This window comes from Myxococcus sp. MISCRS1, assembly GCF_026626605.1.
Lineage (GTDB): Bacteria > Myxococcota > Myxococcia > Myxococcales > Myxococcaceae > Myxococcus > Myxococcus fulvus.
Window position 1 is genome coordinate 6,027,045 of sequence record NZ_JAPNKB010000001.1, and the last position, 13,953, is coordinate 6,040,997.

Below are 13,953 nucleotides of genomic sequence, written 5' to 3' on the forward strand. Positions count from 1 at the left end.
CCCTCGACGTGAAGCTGGGGCGCCACCCCGCACCGTGCACCACCGGACGTCATGACAGACCTCCCGGTCTCCTGGTGCCGCGCCGTGCGCCCGTCCGGCGGCCTGCTTCCCGGCTGGATACGCAGCATCACCCCGTGGTCGCTCGCCGGAGCGTGCCCATCTTGGCCCGGGGAGGTGTGCGCATGGTCGTCGGCTTCATGGCATCGCGGACGGGACGTTGGCTTCGAATCGTGACCGGGTCCTGTCTGGTGCTGGGAGGACTGCGCGCGGGGTCGGCGAAGGGCGCGGGGCTGGCCCTGCTGGGGCTCGGCCCCCTGGTCGCCGCCTCGCTGGACCTGGTGCTGATGGGGCCCCTGTTCGGCCTGCCCCTGCGCGGCGAGGACATCCGCCGCGAGCTGGGCGTGAACGAGGAGGCCTCGCTGCTCAACGGCCACCGCCGCGCGGCCTCGTCACGCGCGGCGATGCTGCTGCACTGAGCCTCAGCGCTTGCCCACCTGGAACGGGATGTCGAGCGTGCCCAGCGACTCACCGCTGTTCGCGTCGACGGGCCGCGCCTCCAGCACGACGCCGCTCTCGCGGCCCGTGACCACCTGGAAGTAGATGAAGCCCTGCACCGTGCCGCCGTCGCCCAGCGTTCCCTCGGGCAGCGCCTGACGGAGCATGTCCTGGGTCGGCAGCGGCTCCTCGCACTGGTACGCGTAGGGGCCCGGGCCGTACGGCCCATAGAACGGGTAGAACGGGCTGCCCCAGCGTGGGCCGAAGCGCGAGCCCCACCGGAGCCCTCCGCCCAGGTACACCCATGAGCGCCCCGAGCCCCCCGTGCCTTCGTCCATCGACGAGAGGGCCGGCTGCCTGAGCGAGAAGGGCGCCAGCGCGGAGTAGCGGAAGCGCGACTCGGTGCCCACGAGCGAGAAGTCCTCGTAGCGGATGCGCAGCGTCCTGCCGCTCTGGTTCTCCAGCCGGATGTAGACGGGCGTGAGGGTGCGCTCCAGGTTCGCCGGCGAGCCCTTCCACGCGGAGGCGTCCGCCACCAACCTCACCCCCGCGCCCTCCGCGACGGCCGAGTCCTGGTCCGCGGGCAGCACCTGGGCCTGCGTGGTGGGCTTCAACGTGTTGGTGTTCGAGGCACAGCCCGCCGCCACCAACAGGGCGACGAGCGGCACGAGCGCGCGCATGGGGTGTCTCTCCTTTGCTGGAAAGGTAACCCTCGCGTGCCTCACGCCGCCCGAGGGAGCGGCGCCACCCCGGAACGCCGCCGAGCGCAGAGGGGCCTCACTGACTGGCGGGCGGCGTGGGCTCCGCGGCCGCGTGCGGCCACGCGGGGGACGTCAGGCTGCTCCAGTCCTGCTGCCGCGCCCAGTCCTCGAACGTGTGCCAGCGCACGTCCGGATAGTCGTGCCGCAGCGTGAGGATGTCCGCGTGGTAGCCCACCCGGTCCAGCCACTCGTACATCGCCGCCAGGTCCTCGCTGCGCTCGCGGATGTACTCCAGCGGCAGTTGCTCGAAGTGGATGCGGTGCCCGCTCACCATGGAGAGCAGCCCGGCCGCCTGCTGTCCGGTCACCTCGTCCGAGGCCACGTCGATGCGCTGCTCCAGGTGTCGCTCGCCGTTCTCCAGCACCTTCACGGCGAAGGCGGCCAGGTCCTCGACGGTCACCATCTGCAGCCCGCGCGTGGGCGGCAGGCCGATGGCGAACACGCCGGCGCGCAGGCCCTCCTCGAACATGGGGCTGGTGAGGTTCTCCATGAAGAACGTGGGCCCCAGGATGGTGAAGGGCAGGCCGCTCTGGCGCAGGTGCAGCTCCACGCGGTGCTTGCTGTCGAAGTGGGGGATGCCCGTGAGCCGGTCGGCCCCGGCGACGGAGGTGTAGACGAAGTGCTTCACCTCGGCGAGCCGCGCGGCGTTCACCTGGTTCATGCCATGGCGTATCTCCATCGCCACGCCGGACTCGAACGGCGTGGCCATGGCGTAGAAGGCGTCCACGCCCTCGGCGACGCGGGCGAGCGTGTCCACGTCGTCGAAGGTGCCCACGGCCAGCTCGGCGCCCAGCGTCTCCAGCGCGCGCGCGCCGGGAGCGTCGGGGTTGCGGACATAGGCGACGACGCGGTGTCCGCGGTGGAGCAGGTGGCGCGCCACGGCACCGCCCTGCCGGCCGGTGGCGCCGGTGACGAGCACGGAGAAGGAGTGGGCCCTGGTCATGTGTGAACCTCGCGACAGACAGCACTACGGGATGTCGGGAAGGTGGGGACGATGAGGGCCTCTGGCGAGCGTGGAGGAGGCGGCGCTTGTGCCCTCGCCCGAGCCCGCCGGGCAGCAAGGCGTGCAGGCCCCACTCGTTTCCCTCCCAAGTCCTCCCCCGGCCGGGCCGCGTGCGTGCGATGGTGCCGCCGCTCATGAGCAAGCGAGACAAACCGCAGGAATCCACGCTGGTCACGGCCGCCCGCTCCCTCGACGAGGGACTGGAGCGGTTCGAGGCCCTGGCCCAGCAGCTCCAGGACGCGCCCCTCCAGGCGGAGAAGCACCTGGAGAAGGCCTCCGCCACCCTCAAGGCGCTGGCGGACATGGACGAGGAGCTGCGCGCCCGCGTCGCCGGACTGGTGGGCGCCATCTCCCAGGTGCGTGACCGGCAGCAGACCCAGGCGGAGGCGGTGCAGGCGCGCGCGATGGAGCTGCAGCAGCGCACCGAAATCTTCAAGGACCTGCTCGTGCGCTACGGCTCGCTGGGGCAGAGCGCCGGTGAGCTCAACGTGCGGATGCAGGAGTTCGCCGCGCAGCGCCAGCAGGCGAAGACGCCCGAGGAGAACGCGGCGCTGGCCACGTCGTTCCAGTCGCTCCAGGACCGCATGGGCGAGGTGGCCGACGAGGCCCAGTCGCTGAGCCAGGCCGCGGAGGAGAAGGACTTCAACGACATCTCGCGGCAGGCGGAGTCGCTGCGTCAGCAGCTGATGTCCGCGCGCAACAAGCTGTCGCTCTTGCAGAAGAGCTTCGGCGGGTGAGGGCGCTCAGCTCAGGTAGGTGGGGGCGAACTCGTCCGGGCTGTTGATGGGGCGTCGTCCCGAGAAGCCGTCATACATGCCGTGCCAGTGCGAGACGGCGGGCTCGCCGATGCGCCAGCACAGGTAGACGGGCTCTTCACCGCGGTGGGCCCGGAAGTCGACGAGCCCCTGCGCGCCTTTGATTTCCAGGCCCATCTCGTGGAACTGGCGCAGCTCGACGCGGACCTTCTCGAGCAGCGCGTCGCGCTCCTCGCGCAGGGCCTCGTGGTTGGCCAGGGCCTTGCCCTCGGGCGTGCCGAGCGTCTCCACGAGCTGTTGCACCCGCTCCACCCAGGGGCGGATGTGCTCGAAGGTGCGGCTCAGGAGCGGCACCAGTCGATTGGCCTCGTCGACGCTGAAGTAGCGCATGGCCGGGGAGCATGCAGGGCGCTCGGGCGCATGACCATCCGTGGTGTGGCCGGAGCGCGCGCGTTTGCGCACGGCCTGACGCTCAGCCGCGCAAGAGGGAGGTGTGGTTGTCCTGAAGCCAGCGTTGCGCGGCGTCCTTCAGGGGGAAGGTGTCCTCCCGTTGAAGGAACGCGGGCGAGTGTCCCGGCGCGCAGCGGCCCTGGGCGTCCAGGCCGTCGCCGTCCTCCTCGTGGAGGTCGGCGTGGAGCATGGAGTGGAAGACGAGGTAGTCCACGACGAAGGCGGGGACGTGGGGCCGGTCCAGCGCGGGGTGGATGCGGATTTCCCTCAGGCGCGCGTCGTAGCCGCCCAGGTGGATGGAGCGCCGGCGGCCCTTCGACGGGCGACGCGCCCAGCCGATGTCCACCTGGACCCTGTCGTCGAACCAGTCCGCGTTGAGGCGCGACTGGACGGCGCGCAGGTCGAAGCAGCGGCCACGTGAGCGCAGCGCCTTGCCGGGGCGGCGCTCGCGGCGCACGAGGTCCTGGTGCTCGCGTGCGTAGGCTTCGAGGAGCGCGCCCGCGCTGGCGTCGGAGCGCGCGGCGTAGCGCGCGATGGCGCGCACGACGTCGTCAGGGGCTTCGAGGAAGAGGTGGTGCACGCGCAGCCGCAGGCCCTGGGGGACGCGGCGGAAGCTCACCAGCGTGGCTCGGTTGTCGGTGAGGCGCAGGTGCACGGGCGCGCCGAGGAGCTGTGAGAGACGTCGCGCGAGGCTCGCGGCCTGGAGGAGCGCGTCCTCGCGCTCCGGGAGGCGGCGTCCGTCGTGCTGCTCCGCGCGGGGAGGTGACGCCGGCTCGACATCGAGGCCGTATTGGAGCGGGGGAAGGCGGCGTCCGTCGTTCGGTCTCGCAGCGGGCGGCGACGCCGGCTCGACTTCATGACCTCGTTTCAGAGGCAGCGGGCTTTGCTGTTCGTCGACGACGCGGGCGGCACGGTGCGCGGCCCGGTCGGATGACGCGGTTGGCGTCAGCGGCTCGCTGTCCGTTCGTGGTGCTCGCGGCCCGTGGGCGGGGCGGGTGCTGGCGCGCGGATGGGACTCCGCGCGCGCGGGCCCGGCCGGGTCGAACAGTCCGAGCTGTGAGGGGGGCGGGGCTCCCATCGCCCCGAAAAGGTATGCCCGAGAGGGGGGAGGTTTCCAGCGGGATGCTCGTCCGGCTGGTCGCCATGCGACAGGCTATGCGGGACGCGTCCTGAACGGACCCGACACCTCGTACGTCACGCCGCGCCCATCCGTGCCGCGCTGCGAGCTGAGGTAGAGCCGCTTGCCATCGGGGCTGAAGGCCGCGCCCGCCAGCTCCGAACCGGGGTGCCCCACCACTTGGAGGAATGGCGTCACCTTCCGGTCCGGCGTGAGCAGGCACAGCTGCATGTCATCGCCGTCCTCGCAGACGAACACCTCGCGGGCCTTGGACAGGGTGAGGTTGTCCACGCCTCGCAGCGGCGCGCTCGGGTACGTCGCCGCGTCGTAGAGCACCTCGATCCGGCTGGTCAGCGGCGTGTACGCCCAGACGCGGTTGTCGTGCTTCGTCGTGAAGTACACGATGCCGCCTTCACTCCAGCAGCCCTCGCCACCGGCGAACACCGTCGTCTCCTTCGCGTTGGCCTGCTGCGCGGCGGACGTCAGCGGCGAGACGGGCACCCAGCGCACCCGCGCGCCCGAGCGCGCATCGCTGATGACCTGCGCGGCCTCCAGCGTGCCCTCCTCGAGCGACGGCCACTTCGCCGACGTGAAGCGATAGAAGCGCCCGGTGGGCGTGTCCTCCGTGAGGTACAGGCGCCGGCCCAGCTCGTCCACGGCCGCGGCCTCGTGCACGAAGGCGCCCAGCATGGGCCTCGCCACACCCTGTCCCGGCTTCGTCGGGTCGCACTCCCAGACGAGCCCCTGGCGGTGCTCCTCGCACGACAGCCACGTCCCCCAGGGCGTGGGACCGCCCGCGCAGTTGAGGTGGGTGCCCGAGAGGATGCGCCACGCGCCCGTGACTTGCCCCTTCGCGTCGAAGCGCACCGAGGACACGCCACCGTCCGGGGACACCTCGCTGTTGCTCGCGTAGAGCCACCCGCCATCCGGCTGGGCGAAGCAGGCCCCGCCGTCCGGTGCCATGTGCCACACGTAGTCCGTTCCCGGCACCATGTCGCCGCTGCGCGCGATGACTCGGGAGGTGAAGCCACGCGGCAGGCGAAGCCCGTTCGCGTCCGCGACGTCCGCCAGGGCGCCATATGGGCCGATGCCCGGCGTGGGCGGCGCGGCGTACACGTTGCGCCAGAAGCCCAGGCTGCCGAGGGCCAACGTGCCGCCCCCCAGGGCGCCGAATCGCAGGAAGTGACGACGGTGCATGCCCCTGTTGTCGCCCATGTCCTCCGCGAGGGGAAGCGCCACGGAGTGGCGGACGTCGGTGATGCTCCCGCCATGCAGGCAGGCACCTCGTCGGCCTGCTGCCTTCGTGTGCGGACCCACGTTCCCGGGCGGCCTCAGCGCCCCGGCTGCAGGTAGCTCACGCGAGACGACTCCTCGACGGCGCTCTCGGTGACGCGGGCCTCGACGAACTCATAGCCCATCAACGCGAAGACGCGGTCCCGGTAGAAGATGGGGCGCGCGTTGCCGTACCAGTCCGTGCACGACCTGGTGCACCCGTCATCACGAGCTTCCGTGGACGCCTCCAGCGCGCCCAGGCTCGACAATCGCAATCCCGCGTCCACCCGCAGGAAGGACACCTCCGCGGAGCCGTATCTCAAGTGACTCCACGAGCCCCCCTGCATCCGCACGGGCAAGCCCATGACGCCGCCCCCCGTCCCATCCGGCTTGAAGAAGAACCCGTGACTGCGTGTCTCGCCCTGGGTCGCTCCGGGGCGCGAGAGCGAGTCACTCCTCACGGGCCCACCTTCCGTGAGCGCCAGCGTGCTCAGCGTCAGCCCGAACACATCCTGTCCCACGACCAGCGCGCCCGTGCTCCCCAGCGGCTCCAGCCGCGTCACCGAGTGCTCCAGCGCCAGCCGGTGCACGTCCGAGGGCACGCGCACGTCCGTCACCCACACCGCGTGCTCGCCTCGACTCGAACCCTTGTTCGTCGGATCTCCCGAACCCCACAGCACATGGTCCCCCACGAAGCGATTCCGCAGCGTGCCCGTCACCGGTCCCGGCAGCACCGTGAAGTGCTCCGCGCGCAGCCCGCGCAGCTCCGCGTCGAACGCCGCCACCGGCGCACGCAGGAGCGCGAAGCGTCCATCGCCCCGCGTCAGCTCCGGCCCCCACATCGAATCGCCCTGGCCCGTGGCCACGAGCAGCGCATCCAGATGTCCATCCTCGTTCTGCCGGAACGAGAACTGGTCGATGGGCACCCCGCGCGCGCGAAGCGCCCCGGGCTCACTCCCGTCCAATGGCAGCCGATACACCACCGAGTCCCGAGCCGTGCTCCGCGTCCCGTCCTCCACCGCCCACCACTCGAATCCCGGAGACACCCACAGGTACACGGCGTCCCGCGACACGTAGAAGGTCCGCGAGACGGGCGCCATCAACGCGCTGGCCGTGCACGTGAACTCCGCCGCGTCCAGGTCACACCGCACCACCGTGTGCAGCATCGGCTGCAACGTGGTCTGCACCGGCTTGAACACCTCCAGTCGCGAGAGGATGGGGCGCCAGGCCGTCGTCTCGTTGCCGCGCACCCACGCGCGCGTGGACGGCAGCGACACCGTGCCGCCCGACAGGGGATGATAGGGCAGGTAGAACACCAACGTGCCGCCCACCAACCGGCTCGTGTAGTTGCGGCTGGAGTAGTAGTCGCTCGAGCTGATGAAGTGCGTGGCCTCGTGGGTCAGCCCACCCGCGTCGTCCAGGCGGAACAGGCCAATCTCGGTCGCATTCACCGAATAGCTGTAGCCCACGACGACGATGCGCCGTCCGTACACCAGCATCTCGTCGTACCAGGAGCCTCGGGTGAAGCCCGGCGCGTACGCGTCCACCTGCGTCACCGGCTCCAGCGCGCCCCCCCCCTGGCGCACCGTGAAGAGCCGTCCCCGCCGCAGCACCACGAACCAGTCCCCCACCGCCTTGACGATGTCGCCCTCGTCGACGCCGGCCTCCTGGTTGTGGGTGATGGAGGGCTCCGGCTCGTCGGGTGTCTGCGGTGACGGCTCACCGTCCGCGTGCTCACCGCCGCAGCCGAGGACGGGGCCACCTCCCGTGGCCAGACTCGAGCGAATCGCCTCCACCCGCGCCAGGTGCGCGTCGAGCTCCGCCTCCGAGCTGAAGCGCTCCAGCCGCGTGAAGGTGATGGACTCCACCTCCGCGCGCGTGAGGGCGCGACGCTCCGGGGGACACGCCGAGATGACGAGGGCGAGCAGCAACCCCGTCACCAGATGATGACTCCGAGGACGACGCGATGGGCGCATGGGTCCGCCCATCCAGCAAGGCCCATACCAGGGGGCGTGGACCTCGGCCCCAGAGCGACAGTCACACGCGGGGGACACGACGCGGTCACACGAGCGCGACGCGCGTGTCAGGGGTGCTCACGACTCGCGGCACAGCCGGTCCACGCGGCCCAGCAGGGTGGGCATGCGCGAGGCGCCGTGCATGCGCTGGATGGACCCGGCGGCGGCGGTGGTGCTCAGGCCCACCGCGCTGACGAACAGCGGGCGCTGGCTCTGGCCGCGCAGCACCGGCAGGGCGACATCGCTGGAGTGGAAGGACGTCTTGGCCACGCCGATGATGGGGACGGCGCGACCCAGCGCCTCGTGCAGGTGGGCTCCCAGGCCCGGCTTGTCCTGGCCGAGCCAGACATAGCCGTCGACGACGATGGCCTCCAGAGGCTCCGTCACCAGGGCGAGCACCCGCAGGAGGTGGGGCAGCTCGCGGCGGTAGAACTGGCCGGGCTCGTACTCCGCCGCGCGAGGCCCGCGGTCCACGTGGTGCCCGGCCTCCACGCCGTCCGCCCAATCGCGAAACAAGACACACGCGGCCACGGTGAGGTCTTCGCGGTAGTCCACATCCACGCAGGCGAGCATCGTCATCTCCTCGGGTCGTCGACGGCCCGGCGCTGACGCGCGGGCCGTCGGTCGGCTGACCTCAGGGGCCGGTGATGCTGTCGGGCTGCACCCCGGCGGCGCGCAGCTTCTCGAGCACGGCGTCGTCCGGCCAGGACAGCGTCCGGTGTCGCGGAGGCCACGCCCCGGGCACCGGCGTCAGGCAGTGGCCCGCCACCCGGAGCACCTCGGAGAAGGGCACCATGCACAACTCCTCGTCCGTGCCATCCTCGGCGAACTGGATGAAGACCACGTCCGTCTCCGGCAGCATCGAGTCCACCTCCCGGCCCCAGCTGCACCAGGTGATGGGCCGGTGGTCCCGCTCGCGCACGATGGCGCTGAAGCTGGCGACGAACACATCCAGGCCGCTCTTCTCGTGCTGGGCCTCGAGCAGCGCCTTCTGCTCGCCGTACTCCCCCATGGCGAAGCGCACGTGGTTGCCGCGGATGCGCTGCGCGAGCGCGTCGTCGCCCAGGCGCCGGTACGGCACCACGTGGCCCGCGTCATCCACCGTGTAGAGCGCGAAGGAGATGCCGCGCGAGCTGGCCTCGTGCTCCCGCTCCGCCACGTCGCACAGGCGCTCCAACATCACCGGGTCCTGGTCCCCGGTGATGAGCATCATGGAGCGCGTGGGGATGGCCGCCACGGGGCGCCCCTTCACCTTGCCCGCGAAGGACGCGAGGAAGCCCGGCAGGAGCAGCCGCGACGCCTCGTAGGTGTCGTTCGAGTCCACCGACCACAGCGGGCTGGGGCGCTCCTCCTGCAGCTCCACGCCCACGTCGCGCAGGGTGTCCAGGTGGGCGTACGCGGCCTGGAAGGCCTCGTCCACGCTGACGCCCCACTGCTCCAGCAGGTCGGGCTGCACGTACATGCTCGTCTCCGGCAGGTCGACCACCAGGAGCTCGCGCAGGAAGGGGATGGTGCGCCGCTCCACCATGAAGCTGGAGGCGTGCGCGCCCGTCGGCATCTGGCCGCCGAACGAGGCCGCGCGCGGCACGGGCAACAGCCGCTCGCGAGCCTCCTCCCAGGTGAGCGAGCTGCCACTCGGGCTGGAGATGGCGCTGATGAAGCGCTCGATGATGCGCGTGCGCTCCTCGGGAGAGACCTCGCGCGTCTCCGCGAAGAGGTTCTCCAGGTACGTGCGCATCTCCTTGCCGTGGTACAGGAAGCTCAACCCGTACTCGCCCGGCAGTCGCGTCACCTGCGACACGGCGGGGTCGGCGTTCAACACCGACTCCGTCTCGCGCAGCAGGTACTCCCGAGGGTCCACCGCCGCCTGCGTGTCCTCGACCTTCTTCCCGAACCCGAACAGCTTCTTGAAGAAACCCATGCGGGTTTCCTACTACAGCCCCAGGTACGTCAGCAGCGCTCCCATGTCCGCATCGGAGAGGGCCTCCAGGCTGTAGGCGGGCATGTTGCCGCCGATGTGGAAGAACTGGCCGTGTCTCACCTTCTCGATGACGACGAGCGAGTGGGGGATACCCGGGAAGAGCTCGTCATAATCCCGCGTCACCTCCGGCAGGATGGAGGCCAGCTCCGTCAGGCGCCCCGCGCCCGTGTGGAGTTCACCGTGGCATTCCTGGCAGGCCGCGCGATACACGGTTTGTCCGTGCTCCATGCTGCCGCGAGGCACCTCCACGATGTCCTTCACCACGGTGTAGGGCAGGGCGGGCGCCTGGGCATCCGGGCTGATGCTCACCAGGTACTCGTACAGCGCGCGGCTCTGGGGCGAGTCCACCGGCAGCGGCTGCACGCCGCGCATGAAGCTGACGTAGCAGAAGTTCACCGCGTCCAGCAGGTTCGTCTCGTAGCCGCCCCACCAGTCCGGACGCGACACCACGTTGTGCAGCGTGTAGCCGGAGTCCATGCGACCATCGAGCGGCGTGGGCGTCGTCGCGTGACAGGTGGCGCAGGAGAAGGCGTTGAACTGGCTCTCCGACAGGCGCGCGTCGCGGAACAAGAGCTCGCCGTACTGCGCCGCGGTGGGCGGCTCGACCTCGTCACCACACGCGGAGGCGAACAGCGAGAGCGCCACGCAGGGCCACAGCTTCCAGGATGCGCGGCTCATCGTCGACCTCCGAGGATGCTCACCGAGTCCGGGAAGATGCCCACGCGCACGGTGTTCACCACCGCGCCGTCGGCCAGGTTCACCGCGTGCAGCGTGCCGGGGCCCACGTGGTCGCCCTCGCAGACGACGAGCGCGTGGCTGCCATCCGGCGTCAGCGTCGCTTGATGCGCGTTGAGACAGCCCTCGGGCGCCAGGTCGATTTCGCGTTGGATGTTGCCTGTGGCCGCGTCGATGACGAGCAGCGCCTCCACGCCCTGGTACGGCACGTAGAGCGTCTTCCCGTCCTGGCTGAAGTCCCCGAACATGGGCGCGCCCGCGAGGCGAATCGTGCGCGCGGCGTTCATCGTGTTCGTCGCGGACTCCAACACCTGCAGCTCGCGGCTCGCCATGGAGCTGACCCAGACATCGCCCGTGGTGGGCGACATCGTCAGCGCGTAGGGCTGGTGCCGGGGGGCGATGGCGGTGCCCGCGCCGGGGGCCACCTTCACGCGCCGGGGCTTCTCGGTGAGCGCCGTGAGGTCGACGATGGCCACCTCGTCGGACCAGCAGGCGATGTACGCGGTGCGCTCGTCCGGGGACAGGCGGATGGCGTGCGGCGCCGGACACACGGAGACCATGCCCTTCCGGGTCATCGTCTCCGCGTCGATGATGGCCAGCCGCGCGTGCATCTCCTCCTCGGTGCCGCCGCGCCGCGCCACCTCGACAATCTTCAGCGTGTCGAAGTGCGACTGGTACAGCGTCTTGCCGTCCTTGCTGACGATGACGTCGCCGGGGTTGGGGTCCACGCGCACCGCGCCGACCCGCCGGTTGTCGCGCGCGTCCAGCTTCAGGCAATAGCCGTCATCCGAGCCCGTGCCGTGCGCGCCGTGGGGACCCGAGCCGCCGCCCGGCACGTAGTTGGAGATGCCCACGTAATAGAAGGCGCCATCCGGTGACACCGCCGTGTGGTGGGGGCCCTCCAGCTCCACCGGGTTGAGCCCCACCGGCACGCGCGCCAGCTCCCGCCAGCCCGGCGTGGTGGCGCCATCCAGTTCCAACAGACTCACGGTGTCATCCAGGCTGTTGGTCACCAGGACGCGTCCGCCCGGACCGGGAGGGGGCACGGTGCTGCCCTCGGTCCACGGCGTCTCGTGCTCGTACTGGAGGCCGTCCGGCGGCTTCACGCCGTCGAAGGGGCTCTTCTCCTCGGAGCAGGCGCCGAGCAGCAGTCCCAGCGCGGGCACCCACGCGCGCGCGAGTCGTCGCGTCATGGCGCCTCCGGCTCGATGCGGAAGGTGACGGGCTGGGCCAACAGGTACGGCCCCTCCTGGATGCGGTTCTGGAGCAGGTACGCGCTCGTCACCTGCACGGACAGGTCCTTGCCGGCGTTGGCCTTGAGCGTGTCCCACGTCGCGGCGTCGAGCTGCCAGGACAGGTTCGAGGTGAGCATCTCCACCGGACACTCGCGCCCGGGCACCGTCACCTGCACCCAGTAGATGTCACCGGTGAAGGGCGGCAGGTGCGCGTGCGCGGTGGGCAGCAGCCACTGTCCCGCCGTCGCCAGCATCGTGCGCGCGGTGTCGAGGAGGCCCGCGGGCCTGGAGCGGGGCAGTGCCTGGGCGAGCGACGAGTCCCACGTCCACGTCGGCGCCGCCGCGTCGAAGGCGTAGCGCGCGTTGCTCTGGGGCGAGGACAGCGCCGTGGCCTCCGCGTCCGCCTTCGCCAGGTTCCGTGCGTCCACGAGCGCTCGCCAGGCCTCGTCCGTGGCGTCTCCTCCGTAGAGCGGCTCGCCACACTGGGAGCCGGTGGGCTCGTCGTCACCGCAGGCGGAGGTCAGGGCCAGCAGGGCGGCCGCGGAGGTGGTCCAGAGGAGGCTGCGCGAGAGGGGCTTCATGGGAGGGGACCTGTCGTGGAGTGCACACGCCGCCGACCACGGCGCAGCAGGGTGAAGAGGGACAGCAACATCAGCAGCGGCGCCATGTTCCCACCCATCGCCCCGCAGCCTCCCGACCCCTTGGGACCAGGCGGGGGTTCAGGAGTGGAGCCTGCATCGGTGGTGCCCGCGTCGGGCGTGCCCGCGTCGGGCGTGCCCGCGTCCTCGGGTGTCGGCTCCTCGACGCCGCCATCCGGATACAGCGGCGCGCCGAGCTGCTCGGCCAGCTGGGGCCAGCGGCTGGGGCAGAGGTCCCGCACCGGCGTGCCGCGAGGACAGTGGTGCGTGCCCTGGATTTCGTAGAGGCCGAACAGGTGCTCCCACGTGCTGCCCTGGTCCGTGCTGCGCGCGAGCGCCCAGTCGTGCAGCCACGTGGAGCCGCAGCCGTAGAGCGTGTCGCCCTGGCGCAGCACGCACGCGTTGCCCGTGGGCAGCGTCAGCATGTCCAGCGGGCCCGTGGAGGGACCGCGGAAGAAGTGGTTGAGCGTGCCGACCCACGTCGTCTTGCCGTCGGCGGACAGCTCCATGTTGATGAAGACGTCCTGGATTTCGGAGACGTTGACGAACGTCTCGCCGCCGTCGTCGCTGCGCAGCATGAAGGTGGAGCCCTGCGATGACACGCGCGCCCACACGATGTCCGCCGACACCGGGTCCGCCGCCTCCACCATCAAGTCGTAAGGCAACAAGAGCGGCGCCAGCGTGTGCACCACCTCGCGCCACGTCTCGCCCGCGTCGTCGCTGCGCAGCAGGAGCATCCGGCCCTCCTCCTTGCCCGTCGCGTACAGGCGCTGGGGGTTCGCCGGGGACACGCGCACCGCGTTGAGCACCAGGCCCTGGCGCAGCAGGGGAGACGGGGCCCACGTCTCGCCGCCGTCCTGGGAGCGGTACAGGCCATTGGGCCTGCCGTGCCGCGAGGTGACGACGTACAGCACGCGGTCATCGGTGGGGTGCGCCGCGAGGCCGGAGACCCAGGTGTCCTTGAAGTAGGGGTGCGTGTTCCACGAGCAGCCGCCGTCGGGGGAGCGCAGCAGCGCGCTGCCCGTGGCCGCCATGAGGTCGCCGGCCTCACGCCACAGGTAGGCCGTGGGGTTCCAGCCGCCGTAGCCCATCGCGTCCGGGCATATCCACCGGAAGGTCTTGCCGGCGTCGCGCGAAATCACCGCGCCGAACGTCGCGCCCAGGAAGAAGTCCTCCGGGTGGCCTCGGCGGAGGGTGACGTTGGACGTCTCGGGCAGGCCCGCGTGGGCGCTCGCCGTCGTCCCGGCGCACACGGCCAGCAGGCAGAGGACCTGGCTCCAACGGTGGGGGTGCTGATGCGACATGACGGGGCTCCCGGGATGGTGACGGCCCATCCCGGACCTTAACGATTGGGCCTCCCACATATAGCGGAGGGTTTCGTGCGGACGGGTGCGGCGCTTTGCCACCCCACCCCACGTGGCGATGGTGTGGGCGGAAGGTTTTGCAGCCACCACTTCACGGGTGCGGGTGACCCGTGGGGGACTCGCCTCGTGGCG

Annotated in this window: 14 protein-coding genes; 2 read left to right on the plus strand and 12 right to left on the minus strand. The window is 71.0% G+C overall.

Going from position 1 to position 13,953, the window contains the following annotated elements:
- The first annotated feature begins 230 nt into the window (after positions 1-230).
- A complete protein-coding gene (locus OWM54_RS23960; RefSeq protein WP_223751183.1) occupies positions 231-476 on the plus strand; it encodes a hypothetical protein in 246 nt (81 codons plus the stop codon).
- 3 nt (positions 477-479) lie between these two features.
- Here the strand turns inward: OWM54_RS23960 and OWM54_RS23965 are convergent, their stop codons facing one another.
- Positions 480-1,175 carry a hypothetical protein gene (locus OWM54_RS23965; RefSeq protein ID WP_267698992.1) on the minus strand — a complete coding sequence of 232 codons (696 nt, stop codon included), beginning with the start codon at positions 1,173-1,175 and terminating at the stop codon, positions 480-482.
- Positions 1,176-1,272: 97 nt separating this feature from the next.
- Entirely contained in the window at positions 1,273-2,199 is a 927-nt protein-coding gene (locus tag OWM54_RS23970; RefSeq protein WP_223751181.1) for an NmrA/HSCARG family protein, read from the minus strand.
- Between the two features lie 194 nt (positions 2,200-2,393).
- On the opposite strand from OWM54_RS23970, the gene OWM54_RS23975 reads away from it, so the two are divergent.
- Positions 2,394-2,996 carry a hypothetical protein gene (locus OWM54_RS23975; protein ID WP_223751180.1) on the plus strand — a complete coding sequence of 201 codons (603 nt, stop codon included), beginning with the start codon at positions 2,394-2,396 and terminating at the stop codon, positions 2,994-2,996.
- Positions 2,997-3,002: 6 nt separating this feature from the next.
- On the opposite strand, the gene OWM54_RS23980 is transcribed toward OWM54_RS23975, so the two are convergent.
- The 10 genes from OWM54_RS23980 to OWM54_RS24025 form a co-directional block, all read right to left on the minus strand.
- On the minus strand, positions 3,003-3,404 hold the full coding sequence (locus OWM54_RS23980; RefSeq protein ID WP_046716838.1) for a DUF2203 domain-containing protein: 402 nt from the start codon (positions 3,402-3,404) through the stop codon (positions 3,003-3,005).
- A gap of 82 nt (positions 3,405-3,486) precedes the next feature.
- On the minus strand, positions 3,487-4,119 hold the full coding sequence (locus tag OWM54_RS23985; RefSeq protein WP_267698993.1) for a hypothetical protein: 633 nt from the start codon (positions 4,117-4,119) through the stop codon (positions 3,487-3,489).
- Positions 4,120-4,617: 498 nt separating this feature from the next.
- Positions 4,618-5,796 carry an alkaline phosphatase PhoX gene (locus OWM54_RS23990; RefSeq protein ID WP_267698994.1) on the minus strand — a complete coding sequence of 393 codons (1,179 nt, stop codon included), beginning with the start codon at positions 5,794-5,796 and terminating at the stop codon, positions 4,618-4,620.
- Between the two features lie 116 nt (positions 5,797-5,912).
- A complete protein-coding gene (locus OWM54_RS23995) occupies positions 5,913-7,829 on the minus strand; it encodes a beta-propeller domain-containing protein (RefSeq protein ID WP_267698995.1) in 1,917 nt (638 codons plus the stop codon).
- Between the two features lie 117 nt (positions 7,830-7,946).
- Positions 7,947-8,447: an endonuclease V gene (locus tag OWM54_RS24000; RefSeq protein ID WP_324289142.1), complete on the minus strand. Its 501-nt coding sequence runs from the start codon at positions 8,445-8,447 to the stop codon at positions 7,947-7,949.
- Positions 8,448-8,502: 55 nt separating this feature from the next.
- The gene (locus OWM54_RS24005) at positions 8,503-9,789 is read right to left on the minus strand and encodes a DUF1444 family protein (protein WP_267698997.1); all 1,287 of its coding nucleotides are present in this window, start codon (positions 9,787-9,789) and stop codon (positions 8,503-8,505) included.
- Between the two features lie 12 nt (positions 9,790-9,801).
- Positions 9,802-10,527 carry a c-type cytochrome gene (locus OWM54_RS24010; RefSeq protein ID WP_267698998.1) on the minus strand — a complete coding sequence of 242 codons (726 nt, stop codon included), beginning with the start codon at positions 10,525-10,527 and terminating at the stop codon, positions 9,802-9,804.
- Positions 10,524-11,777, minus strand: coding sequence for a YncE family protein (locus tag OWM54_RS24015; RefSeq protein ID WP_267698999.1), 1,254 nt, complete (start codon positions 11,775-11,777; stop codon positions 10,524-10,526). Before OWM54_RS24015 ends, OWM54_RS24010 begins: the two co-directional genes overlap by 4 nt.
- Positions 11,774-12,400 (minus strand): hypothetical protein, encoded by a 627-nt coding sequence (locus OWM54_RS24020; RefSeq protein ID WP_267699000.1) that lies wholly within the window; start codon positions 12,398-12,400, stop codon positions 11,774-11,776. The genes OWM54_RS24015 and OWM54_RS24020 overlap by 4 nt, the downstream gene beginning before the upstream one ends.
- Positions 12,397-13,761, minus strand: coding sequence for a WD40/YVTN/BNR-like repeat-containing protein (locus OWM54_RS24025; protein WP_267699001.1), 1,365 nt, complete (start codon positions 13,759-13,761; stop codon positions 12,397-12,399). The genes OWM54_RS24020 and OWM54_RS24025 overlap by 4 nt, the downstream gene beginning before the upstream one ends.
- Positions 13,762-13,953 lie beyond the last annotated feature (192 nt).